The organism is Nocardia sp. NPDC051833 (assembly GCF_040681225.1).
Taxonomy (GTDB): Bacteria; Actinomycetota; Actinomycetes; order Mycobacteriales; family Mycobacteriaceae; genus Nocardia.
On sequence record NZ_JBFAYK010000002.1, the window covers coordinates 701,924 to 717,095 of the forward strand.

Here is a 15,172-nt window from a genome sequence, read left to right on the forward strand (position 1 = left end):
CCGCCCGGGCGGCGACGCACAGCGAGGGCCACCGGTGTATCCGGTGGCCCTCGCTCGTCGAATCAGGCGGATCAGCCCAGGTGCTTGTGATAGAACGGCACCAGGCTCGCCAGCGCTTCACCCGTCGGGCCCGGCTGGTCGTAGAGGTCGTAGTGCGAGGCACCCTCGACCACCACGAGCTGCTTGTCCTTCGACGCCGCCCGACCGAACAGCTCCATGCTCAACCGCTGCGAGGCGAAGGCGCCCGGCTTGTCACCGATCACGACGCACAGCGGCTGGGTCAGGAACACCTCGACGCGGTCGTAGGCGTCCCAATCGGCCAGCGCGGCCTGCCGGGCGAAGTTGAAGCTGGTCTTGCCGCCCGGGGCCTGACCACGATCGGTCTTGTAGTAGTCGGTGGCCTCGAGAACATCGATATCGGTGACACCGGCCTGCTTCGCCGCCTTCACCGACGGCGGCAGCAGATCGTTGATCACCTGGGCCTGACCACGCGCCTCGGCGGTGCGCTGGGCGGCGATGGCCTCGAGCATGCCCATCGGGTTGTACTCGGAGAATCCCTCCCGCATCAACCGGCCCACATTGCTGCCGACGACCGTGCCGAGCGCCTTGATCCGGCGGTCGCTCTTGGTGGCCGCCACCGCGTAACCCGCGCCACCACAGATCGCGAGGACACCGATATTGTCCGCGTCGACATAGGGCAGGGTCACCAGGTGATCGATGACGAAACTGAAATCGCTGGTCCGGAAACCGGGGTCCTCGACCGAACGCGGATCCCCACCGCTGTCACCCTGGAAGCTCGCGTCGAACGCGGCCACCACGAAACCGGCTTCGGCCAGCGCGGTGCCGTAGATGTTGCCCGAGGTCTGGGCCTTGCAACTACCGGTCGGGTGCGCGGAGATGACGGTGGGGTACACCTTCGACTCGTCGAACCCCGGCGGGAAGTAGATATCGGTCGCGATGTCCCAGGCCCAGCCCTTGACCCGCACGGTGGTGATGTTGTCTGCCATGACTTTCTTCTCCCGTTCGCTAGCTGATCAATGGCTACGAACAGAACGCTACGGTCGCTCCGGGAGTCGAAGAAGGACAGAAAAGTGCATAGGAACGATCCTTCCCAGTCGGGTCAGAACGTCTTCGGCACCGGCCTACGCGCGGGCCGGTGGGCCGTCACCGAGACCGTGCCCGCTGGGTTCACCCGATTCGGGTGAGGCGCGCGGCCCGGACGCGGCGCACGATTCGCCTGTGGGATCGACGCCGTGTCCGGGCTCGGTGCTGTCGGTCGACGCAGCGGGCGCGATGGCGACGACGATCTCGATGAGAGGGGACCGACCGAGCTGTGCACGACCCGCCTTCCGACCTTCACAGACCAGGAGATTCCAGTGAAACTCACGAGCAGTGTCTACGGGATAGCGTCGATCGCGGCGGTCGTGCTGATGACCGCGGGGTGCAACTCCGACGACACCGCGTCCACGACCACCGCGACGACCCCGGGCAACAGCCTGCAGAGCAGCATCGTCGCCACGGCGTCCTCGGCGGTGAGTTCCGTGCGCGACAACGTGCAGCAGACGGTGCAGGACGCGATCAACAAGATCCTGGTCGCCGCCCCGATCTCCTTCGACCCGGGCAGTTCCGACCTCGGCACGACCGACACCGTCACGCTCAAGGCGGTGGCGGCGGCCCTGCAGGGGAACGACACCAAGATCGAGGTCACGACCTACGCCCAGGACTCGAACGTGGCCGCCGCCAAGACGCTGGCCGAGGCCCGCGGTGACAATATCGCTGCCGAGCTCGAGGCCGACGGCATCGACAAGTCACGCATCACGGTGAAGTCCGACGCGAATCCGTCCGACCCGCAGGTCGATCCCGATCAGGCCAAGATCACGGTGGTCGACGGCTAGACCGGACGGCACCGACACGGAGCGGATGTGGATGTCCTCGTAGCCGGTTCGACCGGGTTCATCGGACGGCGGCTCTGCCCGGTTCTGCAGGAGTCGGGCCACACCGTGCGGGCGATGACCCGGCACCCGGGCAACTATCGCGGTGCGGGCACCCCGGTCGGCGCCGACGTCGCCGACCGCGAGTCGCTGTATCCCGCGCTGCGTGACTGCGACTGCGCCTACTACCTCGTGCACTCGCTGACCGAGGCGGACTTCGCACGGCGCGACGCGGCGGCGGCACGCAACTTCGGGCAGGCGGCCGCCGCGGCCGGCCTCGAGCGCGTCATCTACCTCGGCGGGCTCGGGGACGACGCCGATCGCCTCTCGGCGCATTTGCAGAGCCGCAGGCAGGTCGAAACGCTGCTCGGCGAGGCCGGTGTCCCGGTCACGACATTGCGCGCCGGGATCATCGTCGGGCACGGCGGGATCTCCTGGGAGATCACCCGGCAGCTGGTCGAGCACCTGCCCGCGATGATCACCCCGCGCTGGGTCCGCACCCGCACCCAGCCGATCGCCGTCGACGACGTGATCCGCTACCTCGCGGGCGTGCTCGACGAGCCACGAACGACCGGCCATACCTATGAGATCGGCGGTCCGGATGTGCTCGCCTATCTCGACATGCTGCGGCGCGTGGCCCGGATCCAGGGTCGGCCGACACCGATCGTGCCCGTCCCCCTCCTCTCCCCACGACTGTCGTCGCTGTGGCTCGCGCTGGTCACCGATGTCGATGTGCAGACCGGCCGCTCGCTCATCGACTCGATGGTCAACGAGGTCGTCGTCCACGACACCTCCATCCGCGATCTCCTGCCGTTCGACACGATCGGCTACGACGAGGCGGTCCTGCGAGCGCTCGGCGAGCGCGTCGGGCTGCGGCACGACGGATGAGGACCGGCTCGTGGCCGCGGAGGAGACGGCCGAGGCGGGGCGAGCGACGGCCAGGAGAGGTCGTTGTCGTCGGCCTGACCGGCGCGGCGCTGCTCGGCGCCTCGCTGGCCGCACCGCCGGCGAGCGCCCGCTTCTACGGCCTCACCCTCGCCACGGCGGCCACCCTGACCCTCGGTGGCCTGGCCACCACCCCGCCGCCGGAGCGACCGCGCGACCGGCGGGTCCTCGTGCCCGCGATCACCGGCGTCGCGGCCTTCGGCGCGTTCTACGGGTGCGCCCTGATCGTGCGACGAATCCCGGTGCTGCGCAGCGCGATCACCGAGCTCCTGCGCTACGCCGATCGCGGCCGGACGCCGGCGGTGCTGCTGACCGCGCTGGCCAACGGCGCGGCCGAGGAGGTCTTCTTCCGCGGAGCCGTCTACCACGCCGCGCCCCGCCGACCGGTCGCCGTATCCACCGGCGCCTACGTTCTCACCACGACCGCGACGCGCAATCCGGCGCTGGTGCTCGCCGCGGCGGTCATGGGCACTCTGTTCGGCCTGCAGCGGCGGCACACGGGTGGGATCGACGCCTCCCTGATCACGCACCTGACCTGGTCGACGCTGATGCTGCACTTCCTACCACCGCTGTTCCTCGACGACCACCGCCCGACCTCGGAGTCCTAGGATGACCGCATGCCAGTCACGATGAACAACGTCGGCATCGTCGTCGAGGATCTCTCGGCGGCGATCGAGTTCTTCACCGAACTCGGCCTAGAACTCGAAGGCCGCGCCATGGTGGCGGGCGAGTGGGCCGGACGCGTGACCGGCCTCGGCGACCAGCGGGTCGAGATCGCCATGATGCGCACGCCGGACGGGCACAGCAGGCTCGAGCTGTCGCGCTTCCTCGTGCCGCAGGTACTCGCCGGTCCCCGGGAGGCCCCGGTGAACACGCTGGGCTACCTCCGCGTCATGTTCACCGTGGACGACATCGACGACACGCTCGCTCGCCTGGGCGGATACGGCGCGCAACTGGTCAGCACCGAGGTGGTGCGCTACGAGGACGTCTACCGCCTCTGCTACATCCGCGGCCCCGAAGGCCTGCTCATCGGGCTCGCCGAAGAACTCGGGTGACGCGGGACCGGATAGGGCTCGTCCGCGGGATCTCATCCGGGCCGGATCGGGTCCGTGGGCTCGGTCACGGCTTCGCAATCTTGCGTCCTGATTCGCCCACGACCGTAGTGCCCGAGACGTACGGTAATCACCGACCACCGTCGTCGAATCCGGCCGCGGTGGTGAACGGTGGCGGAGTCGAAAGTTGGTGAGTACTAGTGGTATCCGAGTCGGAGTTCGAAGAACTGTCGCGTCGAGCCGAGGTCGACGGTACCGCACCGCGAGTCGGTGCGATCATCGATCGCGGCGGACAGATACTCCTACTCGCGCGCCACGACACCGGCCCGATCAAGGCCACGCTGAAGCTTCCCGGCACCACCGTGCTGCCGCGCGAGCCCCTCGCCGACGCGGTCGTCCGGGGCGTGTACGAGGAAACGGGCCTGACCGTCACCGGGATTCGGCACCACGTCGGGGATTTCGACTACCTGTCCCCCGACGCGCACCCGGTGCGCCGCCTGCATTTCGCGGTGGATGTCGCGGCGACCGATCCGATCCGCCTCACCGTCCACGCCCGGTACGTCTGGGCGCCACTCGACGGCGAGCTCCTGGTGACCCCTTCCATCCGCCGCATCCTCGACACCTACCGGACTCTCGTCCATCCCTGAGTCCGTGGGGGCGGTCCTGCCGGGACCGCCCCGGGCTTCCGGAACACACGCTGTCGATCAGCTGAGGCGGTGCGCGGCGAGCAGGGCGGCATCGCCGAGGATGTCCGCGGTGGGGCCGTTGGCGACGACTTCGCCGCCATCGAGGATGACGACCCGGTCGCAGATCCGCTGCGCGTAGGGCAGATCATGGGTCACCACGAGCATGGTGGTCGGCAGCGACAACAGGATCTCGGCCAGCTCGCGGCGGGCCACCGGATCGAGGTTGGCGGCGGGCTCGTCGAGGACGAGCACCTCGGGTCGGCACGACAGCACCGTGGCCAGCGCGGCCCGACGGCGTTCCCCGAGCGACAGGTGCGCGGGTGAGCGCCCGGCCCGATCCGTCATCCCCACCGCGGCGAGCGCCTCGCGGACGCGATCGGCCAGAGCCTCGCCGCGGACACCGAAGTTGGCGGGACCGAACGCGACGTCCTGTTCGACGGTCGGCATGAACAGCTGGTCGTCGGGGTCCTGGAACACCACCCCGACCCGTTCCCGGATCTCGCGCACACTGTCGCGGTCCAGCCGCAGACCGCCGATGTGCACCTGTCCCGAGGTGGCGGTGAGCACGCCGTTCAGGTGCAGCATCAAGGTGGACTTGCCCGCGCCGTTGGGCCCGAGGACGGCCACCCGCTCCCCTGGCGCGATCTGCAGGTTCACTCCGTTCAGCGCGCCGGTCCCGTCGGGATAGGCGAAGGTCAGGTCGACCACGCGCACCGCGGGTGTCGTCGGTTCGGTCACCGCACCATCCAAGCAGCAGCGCAGACGACGATCGCCGCGACCGCGGGTAGGCAACCCAGCAGCCATTGCCGTGCGGTGGCGGGCGGGGTGCCGATATCCGGCACGGCGCCGTCGAATCCGCGCGACAACATCGCCAGGTGGACCCGCTCGCCGCGTTCGTAGGACCGCAGGAACAGGGTGCCCGCACCCCGGGCGGTCGCCCCGGCCTGGCGCAGGGTGCGCGGATCGTCGCCGCGCGAGATCCGCGCCAGCCGCATCCGCGCCGCCTCGGCGACCAGCACGTCCACATAGCGCAGCATCAGGACCACGATCATGACGATCGTGCCCGGCACCCGCAGCCGGGTCAGCCCTTCGGGCAGGGCGCGCACGCTCGTCGTCGCGGCCAGCGTCAGTGAGATACCCACGCCGAGCGTGCCTTTCGCGATGATGCCCCACGCGGCGTACAGGCCGGTCACCGACAGCGACAGCCCGAGAACCTCGGTGCGGGGTTCTCCGGCGGCGAAGGGCAGTAGGACCGCCAGCACGACGAAGGGCAGCTCGATGAGCAGCCGAGGCGCGATCCAGCGCAGCGGGATTCCCCACCATCGCCACAGCGCGACCAGGCCCACGGCATAACAGCCGAACGGCCACAACAACTCCCGCGGAGTCGCCACGACCGCGAACACGGCGACCACCGCGCAGACGATCTTCACCTCGGCCGGCGCTCGATGCGCGGGCGAGTTCCCCGCCAGATACAGCCGGTGGACCGGGCCGCTCACCTACTCCGGCTCCGCGTCCGACCGCACCGCGGCATCATCGGCACGAGCCGCCGCGCGCGTCCCGCTCCGCCCGATCCGGATCGTGCGGACCACCGCGAACAGCACGGCGAAGGCCGCCGCGACGCCGACGATGCCCGCCAGACCGGCCAAATCGCTGTTGCCATCGATCGTGTAGTCGGCCAGCGGTGAACCGGCGAACCGGTGTTCCTCGGCGCTCTGGGCGATGCACTCACCCCGCAGCTCCTCGCCGCCGTCCACCTCGACCGTGGTGCACCCACGCTGGGTGGTGGCGTCGAGTCCGTCCGGATGGGAACTCGCGGCGTAGGACAGCACGCCCGCGACGAGTACGGCAGCCGCGGCGAACGCCCACAGGAATCCGGTGAACGACAGCCGCGCGCGAGCGGGAGACGCCGTGGCGGACACCGGTTCCGCCGCGCGGAGCACGTAGACCAGGTCGGGCCGCGCGTTGAACACCGCCACCACCGTGATCGCGGTGATGATGCCCTCGCCGATCCCGATCAGCGCGTGCGTGACGAACATGTAGCCCGCGACGGCACCGACCGTGGAGCCCGCGGCACCACCGATCGCGTATTCGACGACGAAACCCATGGCGGCACAGAGGGTTCCGATGAGCGCGGCGACGAAAGCCACGATGCCGATACCGGTGTCGGTGCGCCGGCGCAGCAGCGACACCCCGGCGCGGGCAACCAGATATCCCACGCCGACACCGATGAGCGCCATATTGGTGATGTTGGTGCCGAGCGCGGTCAGCCCGCCGTCGGCGAACAGCAAGGCCTGGACGACCAGCACGATCGCCACACACAACGCCCCGAGGTAAGGCCCGACCAGTATGGCGGCGAGCGCTCCGCCCAGCAGGTGCCCGCTCACGCCGGGCAAGATCGGGAAATTCACCATCTGCACCGCGAAGATGAACGCGGCGACGAGTCCGGCCATCGGCGCCGCGCGCTCATCGAGTTCGGCCCGTGCTCGCCAGCCCGCGAACCCGAGCCCCACTGCCGCGATCCCCACGAAGATCAGCGACGTCGGCGCATCGACGATCCCGTCGCTCATGTGCATTGCCACGGTATTGCCGTTCACCTATCAGAACACTACGCCCTTTATCTGTCTATGTGAACAGATAAAGGGATGTCCGGGCACGACATCGGCTGGATGCCACCCAGGTTGGACGCGACTAGAATCCGATGATGGAGCGTCGCAGCACAGCCGCGCGCAGCCGCGGCGGAGGTGATCACCGCTCGCCCTTCGACCGGTTCGTCGAGCAGGCCGAACTGCGGGTGAGTCAGGCTCCGTTCTTCTTCCTCTGCGTCGGAATCGTCGCCGCGTGGCTGATCAGCCTGCCGTGGTGGACGGATCTCAAAACCTGGCAGGTCGCCATCCACACCGTCGCCAGCGTCTTCACCCTGCTGCTGGTAGTCCTCCTCGAGAACGCGGGCCGCCGCGCGAGTGAGGCCGCCCAGGAGAAACTCAACGTCATCGCCGAGGCACTGGCGACGCTCATGACCTCGTCAGGATCGACCGATCCCGAACTCCGCGCGGCGGCGGAACGGCTGCGAGAGTCGGTCGGACTCGAGGAGCGCCACTGACCCAGCAGCGCCGGGTGGCGATGCCCAGCCGGAGTGACGCACCACACAGGTAAGGCTAAGCTTAGTTCTGGCACACTTCTCGGGTGCTCTTCTTCGATGGACCCCGTGGGCTGGTGCACTACCGGCGTTGGCAGGTAGCGAGCCCTCGCATGGGGGTGATACTGCTGCACGGCCTCGGCCAGCAGAGCGCGGACTACCACCGGTTCGGCAGGTTCCTGAATCGCCACGGCATCGAGGTCTGGGGCATCGACCACATCGGGCACGGTTTGAGCGAAGGCGAGATCGACGGGCTTCCGTCGGTGGACGAGCTCGCCGCCTCGGCCTCCCAGCTCATCTCCATCGCCCACGCCGCCGACACCACGATTCCGCTGGCTGTCGTCGGACACTCGCTCGGGGCGGGCACAGCACTCATCGCGATGCAGTCGAATCCATCAGCCGCACAACATATCTCCAGCGTCGCTCTCACCGGGACGCCCGAACGCGCGCACACACTCGCCGTGCCCGCCCCCGAGGTACCGACGTTGGTCCTGCACGGACAGGACGACCGGCGCGCGCCGATCGGCCCGATCAGGAGCTGGTGCGCGGGCAAGCCGACGGTCACGCTGCGGGAGTTCGCCGATGCCGGACACGATCTCCTGCACGAGCCGGTCCACCACGCGGTGTCCACCGCGATCGTCGAATTCGTGCTCGCTCGACTTTCGACGAACCTCGGTCCCGCGTCGCACCACGAAGCCCCGAACCCGGCCTCGTCGGCGCTGCACCGCGCATCCGCCGGACGCCGCTCCGCGCTACGCCCTCGCCTGCCACTCCCGGTGGGCTGAGCAACCTCCCGGCCCCGGCGAGTCACGAGCCCGCCTCGTCATCGACGACTCGGTCCTGCCGGGCTGACCTCGCTCAGGAGTTGCGTCGCGACCGCGGTCACGTGGGTGGCGAAGGCGTCTCGGTCGGTACCGAGACTGCCTTCCGTCCACTCGACGAACAGCGAGATCAGGGCACCGAAGAGGGCGGAGAAGCGCATCCGCACACCGGGATCGTCCGGTGAGCCGGTGACGCGATCGCCGAGTACGGCCAGCGTGATCGCCGGAATGGTCTCGCGCACATAGCCCCGTAGCCGCGCGTCCGCCACCGGCTCGATCAGCAGTATGCGACAGATCCGCGGATCGGCCTCCATGAGACGGGCCGCGGCCTCGAACACGCCGTGCAGGTCGCCCGATGCCGCCGCCGGCGCGACGGCCTCCTCCAGGCGGGACAGCGCCGCCTGGTACACCGCGTGCAAAAGCCCATCCGTATCGGCGAAGCTCTCGTAGAAGAACCGCTGACTCAATCCCGCCGCACGGCACACCGAGCGCATCCCCAGAGCGGAAACCCCTTGCGTGCCAACCATGTCGACGCCGACATCGATGAGGCGCGCCCGCCGGTCGGCAGCGCGTCCCTCGGCGGTCTGCCCGCCGTAGCTCCTTGACACGGCACCACTTTACAAGAACCATTTCCCATCAGGAAGCAGGTGCTTCCGGATGGAGAAAGCGATGTTCACCGACGAACAGTTCCAGCTGTCACTGCTGCAGCCACGCCTGGCGCAACCGATCCCCGCGGTGCTGACCAACCGCGCCGAGCCGGTCGATGTCCTCGACGAAGCCGCGCTGACCGCCATGACCCGCACATGGTTCGACGAGTACGAGAAGAAGATCGAGTTCTACGCCGGGCACGGCCTCGATATCGCCTGGACCCTCGACTGGGCGAAGAAGTACTGGTGGAGCTGGCAGACCCGGGACATGAGCTACAACCACGAGCTCTACACCGACGACCTGCGCTACAAGGACGTGACGACACTCGGCGCGACCATGGTGAGACTCGACGAGTTCGTGGCCTACAACTTCGCGTTCTTCGACGCCATCCCCGACTGGCGCTACGACCCGATCCCCGGACAGTGCTACATCGACCTGTCCCCATCAGGTGAGGTCCGAATGGTGGTGCGCTACTACGGCAGTGGCCATATCGTCGGGCCATTGAAGCTGCACCCCTACGGTGCGGGCGCCACCGCGATCCCGGGCAACGGCGCGTTCATCCAGTGCACCGCCGTCGACCGCTATCACTTCAACACCGAGCACCTGATGTACGAGGGCGAAACGCTCTACGACCTGCTCGACGGTGTGCAGCTGGCCGGAATCGTGCCGGGCCCGTCCACCACCGCGTTCCGGTGGCTCCTGCGGGGCGCGGGTCTGGCCACCCGGGCCATCACCCGGCTCCGCCCTCCCTCCACACTGCCTCGCTCGACCGCTTCCCGCTGACGGCCGCCCGATCTCTCCAGAGACGACGAACCCCCTCCGACCCGAGCCGGAGGGGGTTCGTCGGAAGGACTGACGGGATTCGACCGCCAGCAGTCCCGTGCGCGGAGATCAGCCCGCGGTGACTTCGCTGCGGTCACCGCTCCACAGGGTGTGGAACTTGCCCTCGGCGTCGATGCGCTCGTAGGTGTGCGCACCGAAGAAATCGCGCTGGCCCTGGGTCAGGGCGGCGGGCAGGCGCTCGGCGCGCAGCGCGTCGTAGTAGGACAGCGAGGACGCGAACGCCGGGACCGGGATTCCGAGCAGGGTGGCGGTGGACACCACGCGCCGCCAGCTGTCGATCGCCGTCTCGATCGCCTCGCGGAAGTACGGGGCCAGGATCAGGCTCGGCAGCGCGGGGTCCTGCTCGTAGGCTTCCTTGATCCGGTTCAGGAACCGGGCCCGGATGATGCAGCCGCCGCGCCAGATCGTCGCCATGTCGCCCGGGCGCAGATCCCAGCCGTATTCGGCGCTGCCCGCGGCGATCTGGTCGAAGCCCTGTGCGTAGGCGACGACCTTGGACGCGTAGAGCGCCTGCCGGATGTCCTCGGTGAACTGCTCGACATCGGTCGGCTTGGCGGCGAGCGTGCCGGAGGCGAGACCCACCGCGGCCTTGCGCTGGGCACGGGAACCCGACAGCGCCCTGGCGAAGACCGCCTCCGCGATACCGGTCACCGGCACACCGAGATCCAGCGCGGACTTGACCGTCCAGCGGCCGGTGCCCTTCTGCTCGGCCGCGTCGACGATGACGTCGACCAGCGGCTTGCCGGTCTTGGCGTCGACCTGCGCGAGCACCTCGGCGGTGATCTCGACCAGGTAGCTCTCCAGGTCGCCGGAGTTCCACTGCGTGAACACGTCCGCGATCTGCTTGGCGTCGAAACCGAGCGCGTCCCGAAACAGATGGTAGGCCTCGCCGATCAGCTGCATGTCGGCGTACTCGATGCCGTTGTGCACCATCTTGACGAAGTGCCCGGACCCGTCGGGGCCGATGTGGGTGCAGCACGGCGTGCCGTCGACCTGCGCAGCGATCGACTCCAGCAGCGGGCCGAGCGACTCGTAGGACTCCTTGGGCCCGCCGGGCATGATCGCGGGGCCGTTGAGCGCGCCCTCCTCGCCACCGGAGATACCGGCGCCGACGAAGTTCAGGCCGCGCTCGCGCAGGGCGGCCTCGCGCCGGATGGTGTCGGTGTAGAGGGCGTTGCCGCCGTCGATGATGATGTCGCCCGGCTCCATCGCGGCAGCCAGTTCCTCGATGACGGTGTCGGTCGCGTCGCCTGCCTTGACCATGATCAGCACGCGCCGCGGCTTCTCCAGCGCCGCGACGAACTCCTCGACGGTCTCGGTGCGGACGAAATCGCCGTCACCGCCGTGCTCGGCCAGCAGCGCGTCGGTCTTTGCCACGGAACGGTTGTGCAGTGCCACGGTGTAGCCGTGCTTGGCGAAGTTGCGGGCAATATTGCTGCCCATCACGGCCAGGCCGGTCACACCGATGTGTGCACGCGCGGTCGAGGTCGACATTGATCAGCTCTCTTCGTTCGGCGGTTCGATGGGCGCGGGAAGACGGACTTCTTGGCAGCGAAGTTACCGGGTGCCGGTCCGCCGCCGAACACCTACCACCGTGACCGGGGCTCCGGGCGGAACCCGGCACGGCCCGCGTGTCGGAGGTCGCTGCTAGTCTCGATCGAGTTCCGACACGGGGTGCCTCGCGACCGCGAGGCTGAGAACAGACCCGCTGAACCTGTTCAGGTAATGCTGACGAAGGGATGTCACGGTGTTGCGCGCCCACACCACGAATACCGACTTGTTCACCGATCACCTCTGGGACCGGATCAAGGTCCTGCGCACGGCGATCGATGAGCTGGAATTCCTGCGCCACCTCGGCGAGGGCACCTTGCCGCTCGAGGTGTTCCGCACCTACATCGAGCAGGATTCGCTGTACCTCACCGGGTACTCGAAGGCGCTGGCGCTGCTCGCGGCCAAGTCGCCGGACCCGCAGACCGCGGCCTTCTGGGCGACCTCGTCCGCGAACGCCGCCGCCGTCGAATCGGCCATGCACGAACAGCTGCTCACCGGCGGCGTGCTGCCCCCGCGGCAGGGTGAACCGGAGTATTCGCAGACCTGCCTGGCCTACGTCTCCTACCTGATCGCGGCTGCCGCGACCGAGTCCTACGCCGTTGCCGCGGCGGCGGCACTGCCCTGCTTCTGGATCTACGCCGAAGTCGGACGCGACCTGGCCGAGAGCGCGGCGAAGGTGATCGCCGCCGATCCAGCACACCCGTACGCCCAGTGGGTCACCACCTACGGCGCGGCGGAGTTCCAGCAGTCCGCGGCCACGGCGCGCGCACTGGTCGACGCCGCCGCCGAGTCGGCGAGCGAACAGGAGCGGGCGGCGATGGAGCAGGCGTTCGTCGTCGCGACGCGCTACGAATTGCTGTTCTGGGACACCGCCCTGCATCCGCAGCCCTGGCCCGCCGCATGACCGGGCGTCTGCGCCGCGCACTCGCGGTCCTGGCCACCACCGTCGCGACCCTGTCGCTGCTCACCGCCTGCGGTTCGGGTGGCGGCTCCGACAACACCATCCGGTTCGCGCTGGACTGGACGCCGAACACCAACCACGTCGGGCTCTATGTCGCGTTGCAGCGCGGCTACTTCACCGACGCCGGCCTGGATGTGCAGGTCCTGCCGTACAACAACACCGCCGTCGACACGGTGATCGACGCGGGCAACGCGGAATTCGGGATCAGCACCCACAACTCGTCGACCTTCGCCCGCGCGTCGGGTGCGCGGGTGAAGTCGGTGCTCGCCCCGCTGCAGCACTGGGCGACGGGTATCGGCGTGCGCGCCGATCGCGCCGACCTCGCGAGTCCGAAGAACCTCGACGGCAAGACCTACGCCGGTTTCGGTGATCCGGGCGAGAAGGAAGCGCTCCAGCAGGTCATCCGCAACGACGGCGGCACCGGCGATTTCACCTCGGTGATGCTGGGTTCGTCGGCCTACGAAGCGGTCTACTCCGGCAAGGCCGACTTCACCGTCTCGTATCTGGCGTGGGAAGGGATCGAGGCCGAACACCACGGCACCCCGATGCGCTACTTCCGCTACACCGACTTCGGTTTCCCCGACGCCTACGCGATCGTGGTCGACGCCAACGAGGGCTGGCTGGCCCAGAACCCGGACCGCGCTGCGAAATTCGTGCAGGCGCTGCAGCGCGGCTACCAGTTCGCCGCGGACAACCCGGACGCGGCGGCCCAGGATCTCATCGATGCGAATCCGGGTGCGTTCACCGACGAGAAGCTGGTCTTCGAGAGCCAGCGCATGCTCGCCGAGCAGTTCATGAAGAACGCCGCGGGCAAGGTCGGCACCCAGACGGTGGAGCAGTGGACGGCCAATTCCGGCTTCCTGTACCGGGGCGGCCTGCTGACCGGACCCGACGGAAAGCCGCTGACCACCGAACCCGACTGGTCGACCTACTTCACCAATGAGTACCTCGCCGCCCCGTGAGCGGTCCGTAGCCGTGCCGCCGCCGGTCCCCGCCGGTGGTGACGGCGGCACGGCTCGCTGGGCCGGAATCCGGTGGGCGGTGCCGTCGTTGGTGACGGTGGTGGCCCTGGTCGCGCTCTGGCAGGTCTACGTCACGAGCAGCGGTGTCCGTCCGCAGGTGCTGCCCTCTCCGCTGCGGGTCGTCCAGCAGGGGTGGGCACACCGCGACGAGATCGCCACCCACGCGGCCGCCACCCTGCAGGTGACGCTGGTCGGGTTCGCGGTGTCGCTGACGCTGGCCTGGGTGCTGGCGGTGATCGTGGACTTCTCGCCCTGGCTGCGGCGCGCGCTGGTGCCGCTGTTCGTCGCGTCGCAGACCGTGCCGATCGTCGCGATCGCACCGCTGATGATCATCTGGTTCGGCTTCGGTCTGCTGCCGAAGATCCTGGTGGTCGCGCTGGTCACCTTCTTCCCCATGGCCATCGGCCTGATCGAGGGATTCGCCGCGGCCGACCGCGAGGCGGGCGCGCTGCTGCGCAGCATGGGCGCCTCGCGGCTGCAGGAGTTCCGCTATGTGCGGCTGCCGTCCGCGCTGCCCCGGTTCTTCACGGCGCTGCGGATCGCGATCACCTACGCGGTCGTCGGCGCGGTGTTCGCCGAGTATGTCGGCGCGAGCGCCGGTCTCGGCATCTACATGAGCCTGCAGAAGAACTCGTTCCGCACCGACCTGGTCCTGGCGGCGGTCCTGGTCACGGCGCTGCTGAGCATCACGCTCTACCTGTCGACGTTCGCGATCGAACGCCTCGTCGCACCGTGGGCACGCGCGCAGAACAGGAGCCGACGTGACTGATGCCGGGGACGACCGGATCGTCGTCGACCATCTCACCAAGTCGTTTCCGCAGGGTCGGCGCAGTCCGGATCTCGAGGTACTGGGCGGGGTGTCGTTCACCGTGCGCTCGGGCGAGTTCGTCTCGGTCATCGGGCCGAGTGGGTGCGGCAAGAGCACGGTGTTCAACATGCTGGCCGGACTGGAGTCCCCGGATTCCGGCAGTGTCGGCTTCCGCGCCGCCGACAGCGAGGACACCGCGTCGCACTGCGCCTACATGCCGCAGAAGGACCTGCTGTTCCCCTGGCGCACCGTCCTCGACAACACCATCCTCGGCCTACGCGTCCAGGGCGTCCCGACAGCCGAGGCCCGGCGCCGCGCCCGCGAGCTGTTCCCCGTCTTCGGCCTGTCCGGTTTCGAGGACGCCCGCCCGTTCCAGCTGTCGGGCGGGATGCGGCAGCGCGCGGCACTGCTGCGGACGGTGGTCCAGGAGCGTGAACTGCTGCTGCTCGACGAACCCTTCGGCGCGCTCGACTCCCTGACCCGCACCGAGATGCAGTCGTGGTTGCAGGAGGTCTGGCAGCGCTACCGCTGGATGGTCCTTATGATCACCCACGATGTCCGTGAGGCGGTGTACCTGTCGGACCGCGTGATCGTCCTGTCGGCGCGCCCGGCCACCGTGCGTCACGAAGTCCGCGTCGACCTGCCGCGGCCGCGCGGCTTGTCCACGATCACCGCTCCCGAATTCGTCGCGCTCGAAGAGGAACTGCTGACGATCCTGCACGAGGAGTCGCGCCGGGCATTCACCGACCAGCGCTAGCTCGACCGACG

Annotated in this window: 18 protein-coding genes, 1 pseudogene and 1 riboswitch; of the genes and pseudogenes, 12 read left to right on the forward strand and 7 right to left on the reverse strand. The window is 68.8% G+C overall.

The genetic code is table 11. The annotated features are described in order from the left end of the window. Positions 1-71: 71 nt before the first annotated feature. Entirely contained in the window at positions 72-1,007 is a 936-nt protein-coding gene (locus AB0L91_RS21290; protein WP_365012368.1) for an alpha/beta hydrolase, read from the reverse strand. Positions 1,008-1,376: 369 nt separating this feature from the next. On the opposite strand from AB0L91_RS21290, the gene AB0L91_RS21295 reads away from it, so the two are divergent. The 5 genes from AB0L91_RS21295 (at position 1,377) to AB0L91_RS21315 (ending at position 4,575) form a co-directional block, all read left to right on the forward strand. Beyond that, a complete protein-coding gene (locus tag AB0L91_RS21295) occupies positions 1,377-1,895 on the forward strand; it encodes an OmpA family protein (protein WP_365012371.1) in 519 nt (172 codons plus the stop codon). A gap of 27 nt (positions 1,896-1,922) precedes the next feature. Further along, entirely contained in the window at positions 1,923-2,819 is an 897-nt protein-coding gene (locus AB0L91_RS21300; RefSeq protein WP_365012374.1) for an NAD(P)H-binding protein, read from the forward strand. Then, positions 2,816-3,484, forward strand: coding sequence for a CPBP family intramembrane glutamic endopeptidase (locus tag AB0L91_RS21305; protein ID WP_365012377.1), 669 nt, complete (start codon positions 2,816-2,818; stop codon positions 3,482-3,484). The genes AB0L91_RS21300 and AB0L91_RS21305 overlap by 4 nt, the downstream gene beginning before the upstream one ends. Before the next feature lie 9 nt (positions 3,485-3,493). Further along, the gene (locus AB0L91_RS21310; RefSeq protein ID WP_365012380.1) at positions 3,494-3,931 is read left to right on the forward strand and encodes a VOC family protein; all 438 of its coding nucleotides are present in this window, start codon (positions 3,494-3,496) and stop codon (positions 3,929-3,931) included. Positions 3,932-4,128: 197 nt separating this feature from the next. Then, positions 4,129-4,575, forward strand: coding sequence for an NUDIX hydrolase (locus AB0L91_RS21315; RefSeq protein WP_365012381.1), 447 nt, complete (start codon positions 4,129-4,131; stop codon positions 4,573-4,575). A 57-nt stretch (positions 4,576-4,632) separates the two neighbouring features. Here AB0L91_RS21315 and AB0L91_RS21320 read toward each other — a convergent pair whose 3' ends face one another. The 4 genes and pseudogenes from AB0L91_RS21320 to AB0L91_RS21335 all read right to left on the reverse strand — a co-directional run. Continuing rightward, the gene (locus AB0L91_RS21320; RefSeq protein ID WP_365012384.1) at positions 4,633-5,352 is read right to left on the reverse strand and encodes an ABC transporter ATP-binding protein; all 720 of its coding nucleotides are present in this window, start codon (positions 5,350-5,352) and stop codon (positions 4,633-4,635) included. Beyond that, positions 5,349-6,110, reverse strand: coding sequence for a cobalt ECF transporter T component CbiQ (gene cbiQ, locus AB0L91_RS21325; protein WP_365012386.1), 762 nt, complete (start codon positions 6,108-6,110; stop codon positions 5,349-5,351). The genes AB0L91_RS21320 and cbiQ overlap by 4 nt, the downstream gene beginning before the upstream one ends. Continuing rightward, positions 6,111-6,554, reverse strand: coding sequence for a PDGLE domain-containing protein (locus tag AB0L91_RS21330; protein ID WP_365013675.1), 444 nt, complete (start codon positions 6,552-6,554; stop codon positions 6,111-6,113). Further along, positions 6,546-7,208, reverse strand: a pseudogene (locus tag AB0L91_RS21335) (energy-coupling factor ABC transporter permease); the annotation flags it as partial. The gene AB0L91_RS21330 and the pseudogene AB0L91_RS21335, both read right to left, overlap by 9 nt. Before the next feature lie 107 nt (positions 7,209-7,315). Here AB0L91_RS21335 and AB0L91_RS21340 point away from each other — a divergent pair. Together AB0L91_RS21340 and AB0L91_RS21345 are read left to right on the forward strand one after the other, a co-directional pair. Next, a complete protein-coding gene (locus tag AB0L91_RS21340) occupies positions 7,316-7,714 on the forward strand; it encodes a low affinity iron permease family protein (protein ID WP_365012389.1) in 399 nt (132 codons plus the stop codon). A gap of 149 nt (positions 7,715-7,863) precedes the next feature. Further along, positions 7,864-8,535 (forward strand): alpha/beta fold hydrolase, encoded by a 672-nt coding sequence (locus AB0L91_RS21345; protein ID WP_365012392.1) that lies wholly within the window; start codon positions 7,864-7,866, stop codon positions 8,533-8,535. Positions 8,536-8,573: 38 nt separating this feature from the next. Here AB0L91_RS21345 and AB0L91_RS21350 read toward each other — a convergent pair whose 3' ends face one another. Next, entirely contained in the window at positions 8,574-9,179 is a 606-nt protein-coding gene (locus AB0L91_RS21350) for a TetR/AcrR family transcriptional regulator (protein WP_365012394.1), read from the reverse strand. Between the two features lie 49 nt (positions 9,180-9,228). Here AB0L91_RS21350 and AB0L91_RS21355 point away from each other — a divergent pair, with 49 nt between their 5' ends. Further along, on the forward strand, positions 9,229-10,002 hold the full coding sequence (locus tag AB0L91_RS21355; protein WP_365012396.1) for a nuclear transport factor 2 family protein: 774 nt from the start codon (positions 9,229-9,231) through the stop codon (positions 10,000-10,002). Positions 10,003-10,110: 108 nt separating this feature from the next. On the opposite strand, the gene gndA is transcribed toward AB0L91_RS21355, so the two are convergent. After that, on the reverse strand, positions 10,111-11,556 hold the full coding sequence (gene gndA, locus AB0L91_RS21360) for an NADP-dependent phosphogluconate dehydrogenase (protein ID WP_365012398.1): 1,446 nt from the start codon (positions 11,554-11,556) through the stop codon (positions 10,111-10,113). 166 nt (positions 11,557-11,722) lie between these two features. After that, a riboswitch (TPP riboswitch) is annotated at positions 11,723-11,819 on the forward strand. Between gndA and AB0L91_RS21365 the strand changes: the two genes are divergently transcribed. The 4 genes from AB0L91_RS21365 to AB0L91_RS21380 all read left to right on the forward strand — a co-directional run bounded on the left by AB0L91_RS21365 (position 11,810) and on the right by AB0L91_RS21380 (position 15,161). Next, entirely contained in the window at positions 11,810-12,517 is a 708-nt protein-coding gene (locus AB0L91_RS21365) for a TenA family protein (protein WP_365012401.1), read from the forward strand. Its footprint overlaps the riboswitch before it by 10 nt. After that, positions 12,514-13,536 carry an ABC transporter substrate-binding protein gene (locus AB0L91_RS21370; RefSeq protein ID WP_365012403.1) on the forward strand — a complete coding sequence of 341 codons (1,023 nt, stop codon included), beginning with the start codon at positions 12,514-12,516 and terminating at the stop codon, positions 13,534-13,536. The genes AB0L91_RS21365 and AB0L91_RS21370 overlap by 4 nt, the downstream gene beginning before the upstream one ends. Then, positions 13,514-14,365, forward strand: a complete 852-nt coding sequence (locus AB0L91_RS21375) for an ABC transporter permease (protein ID WP_365012405.1) — start codon at positions 13,514-13,516, stop codon at positions 14,363-14,365. The genes AB0L91_RS21370 and AB0L91_RS21375 overlap by 23 nt, the downstream gene beginning before the upstream one ends. Beyond that, a complete protein-coding gene (locus AB0L91_RS21380; protein WP_365012408.1) occupies positions 14,358-15,161 on the forward strand; it encodes an ABC transporter ATP-binding protein in 804 nt (267 codons plus the stop codon). Before AB0L91_RS21375 ends, AB0L91_RS21380 begins: the two co-directional genes overlap by 8 nt. Positions 15,162-15,172 lie beyond the last annotated feature (11 nt).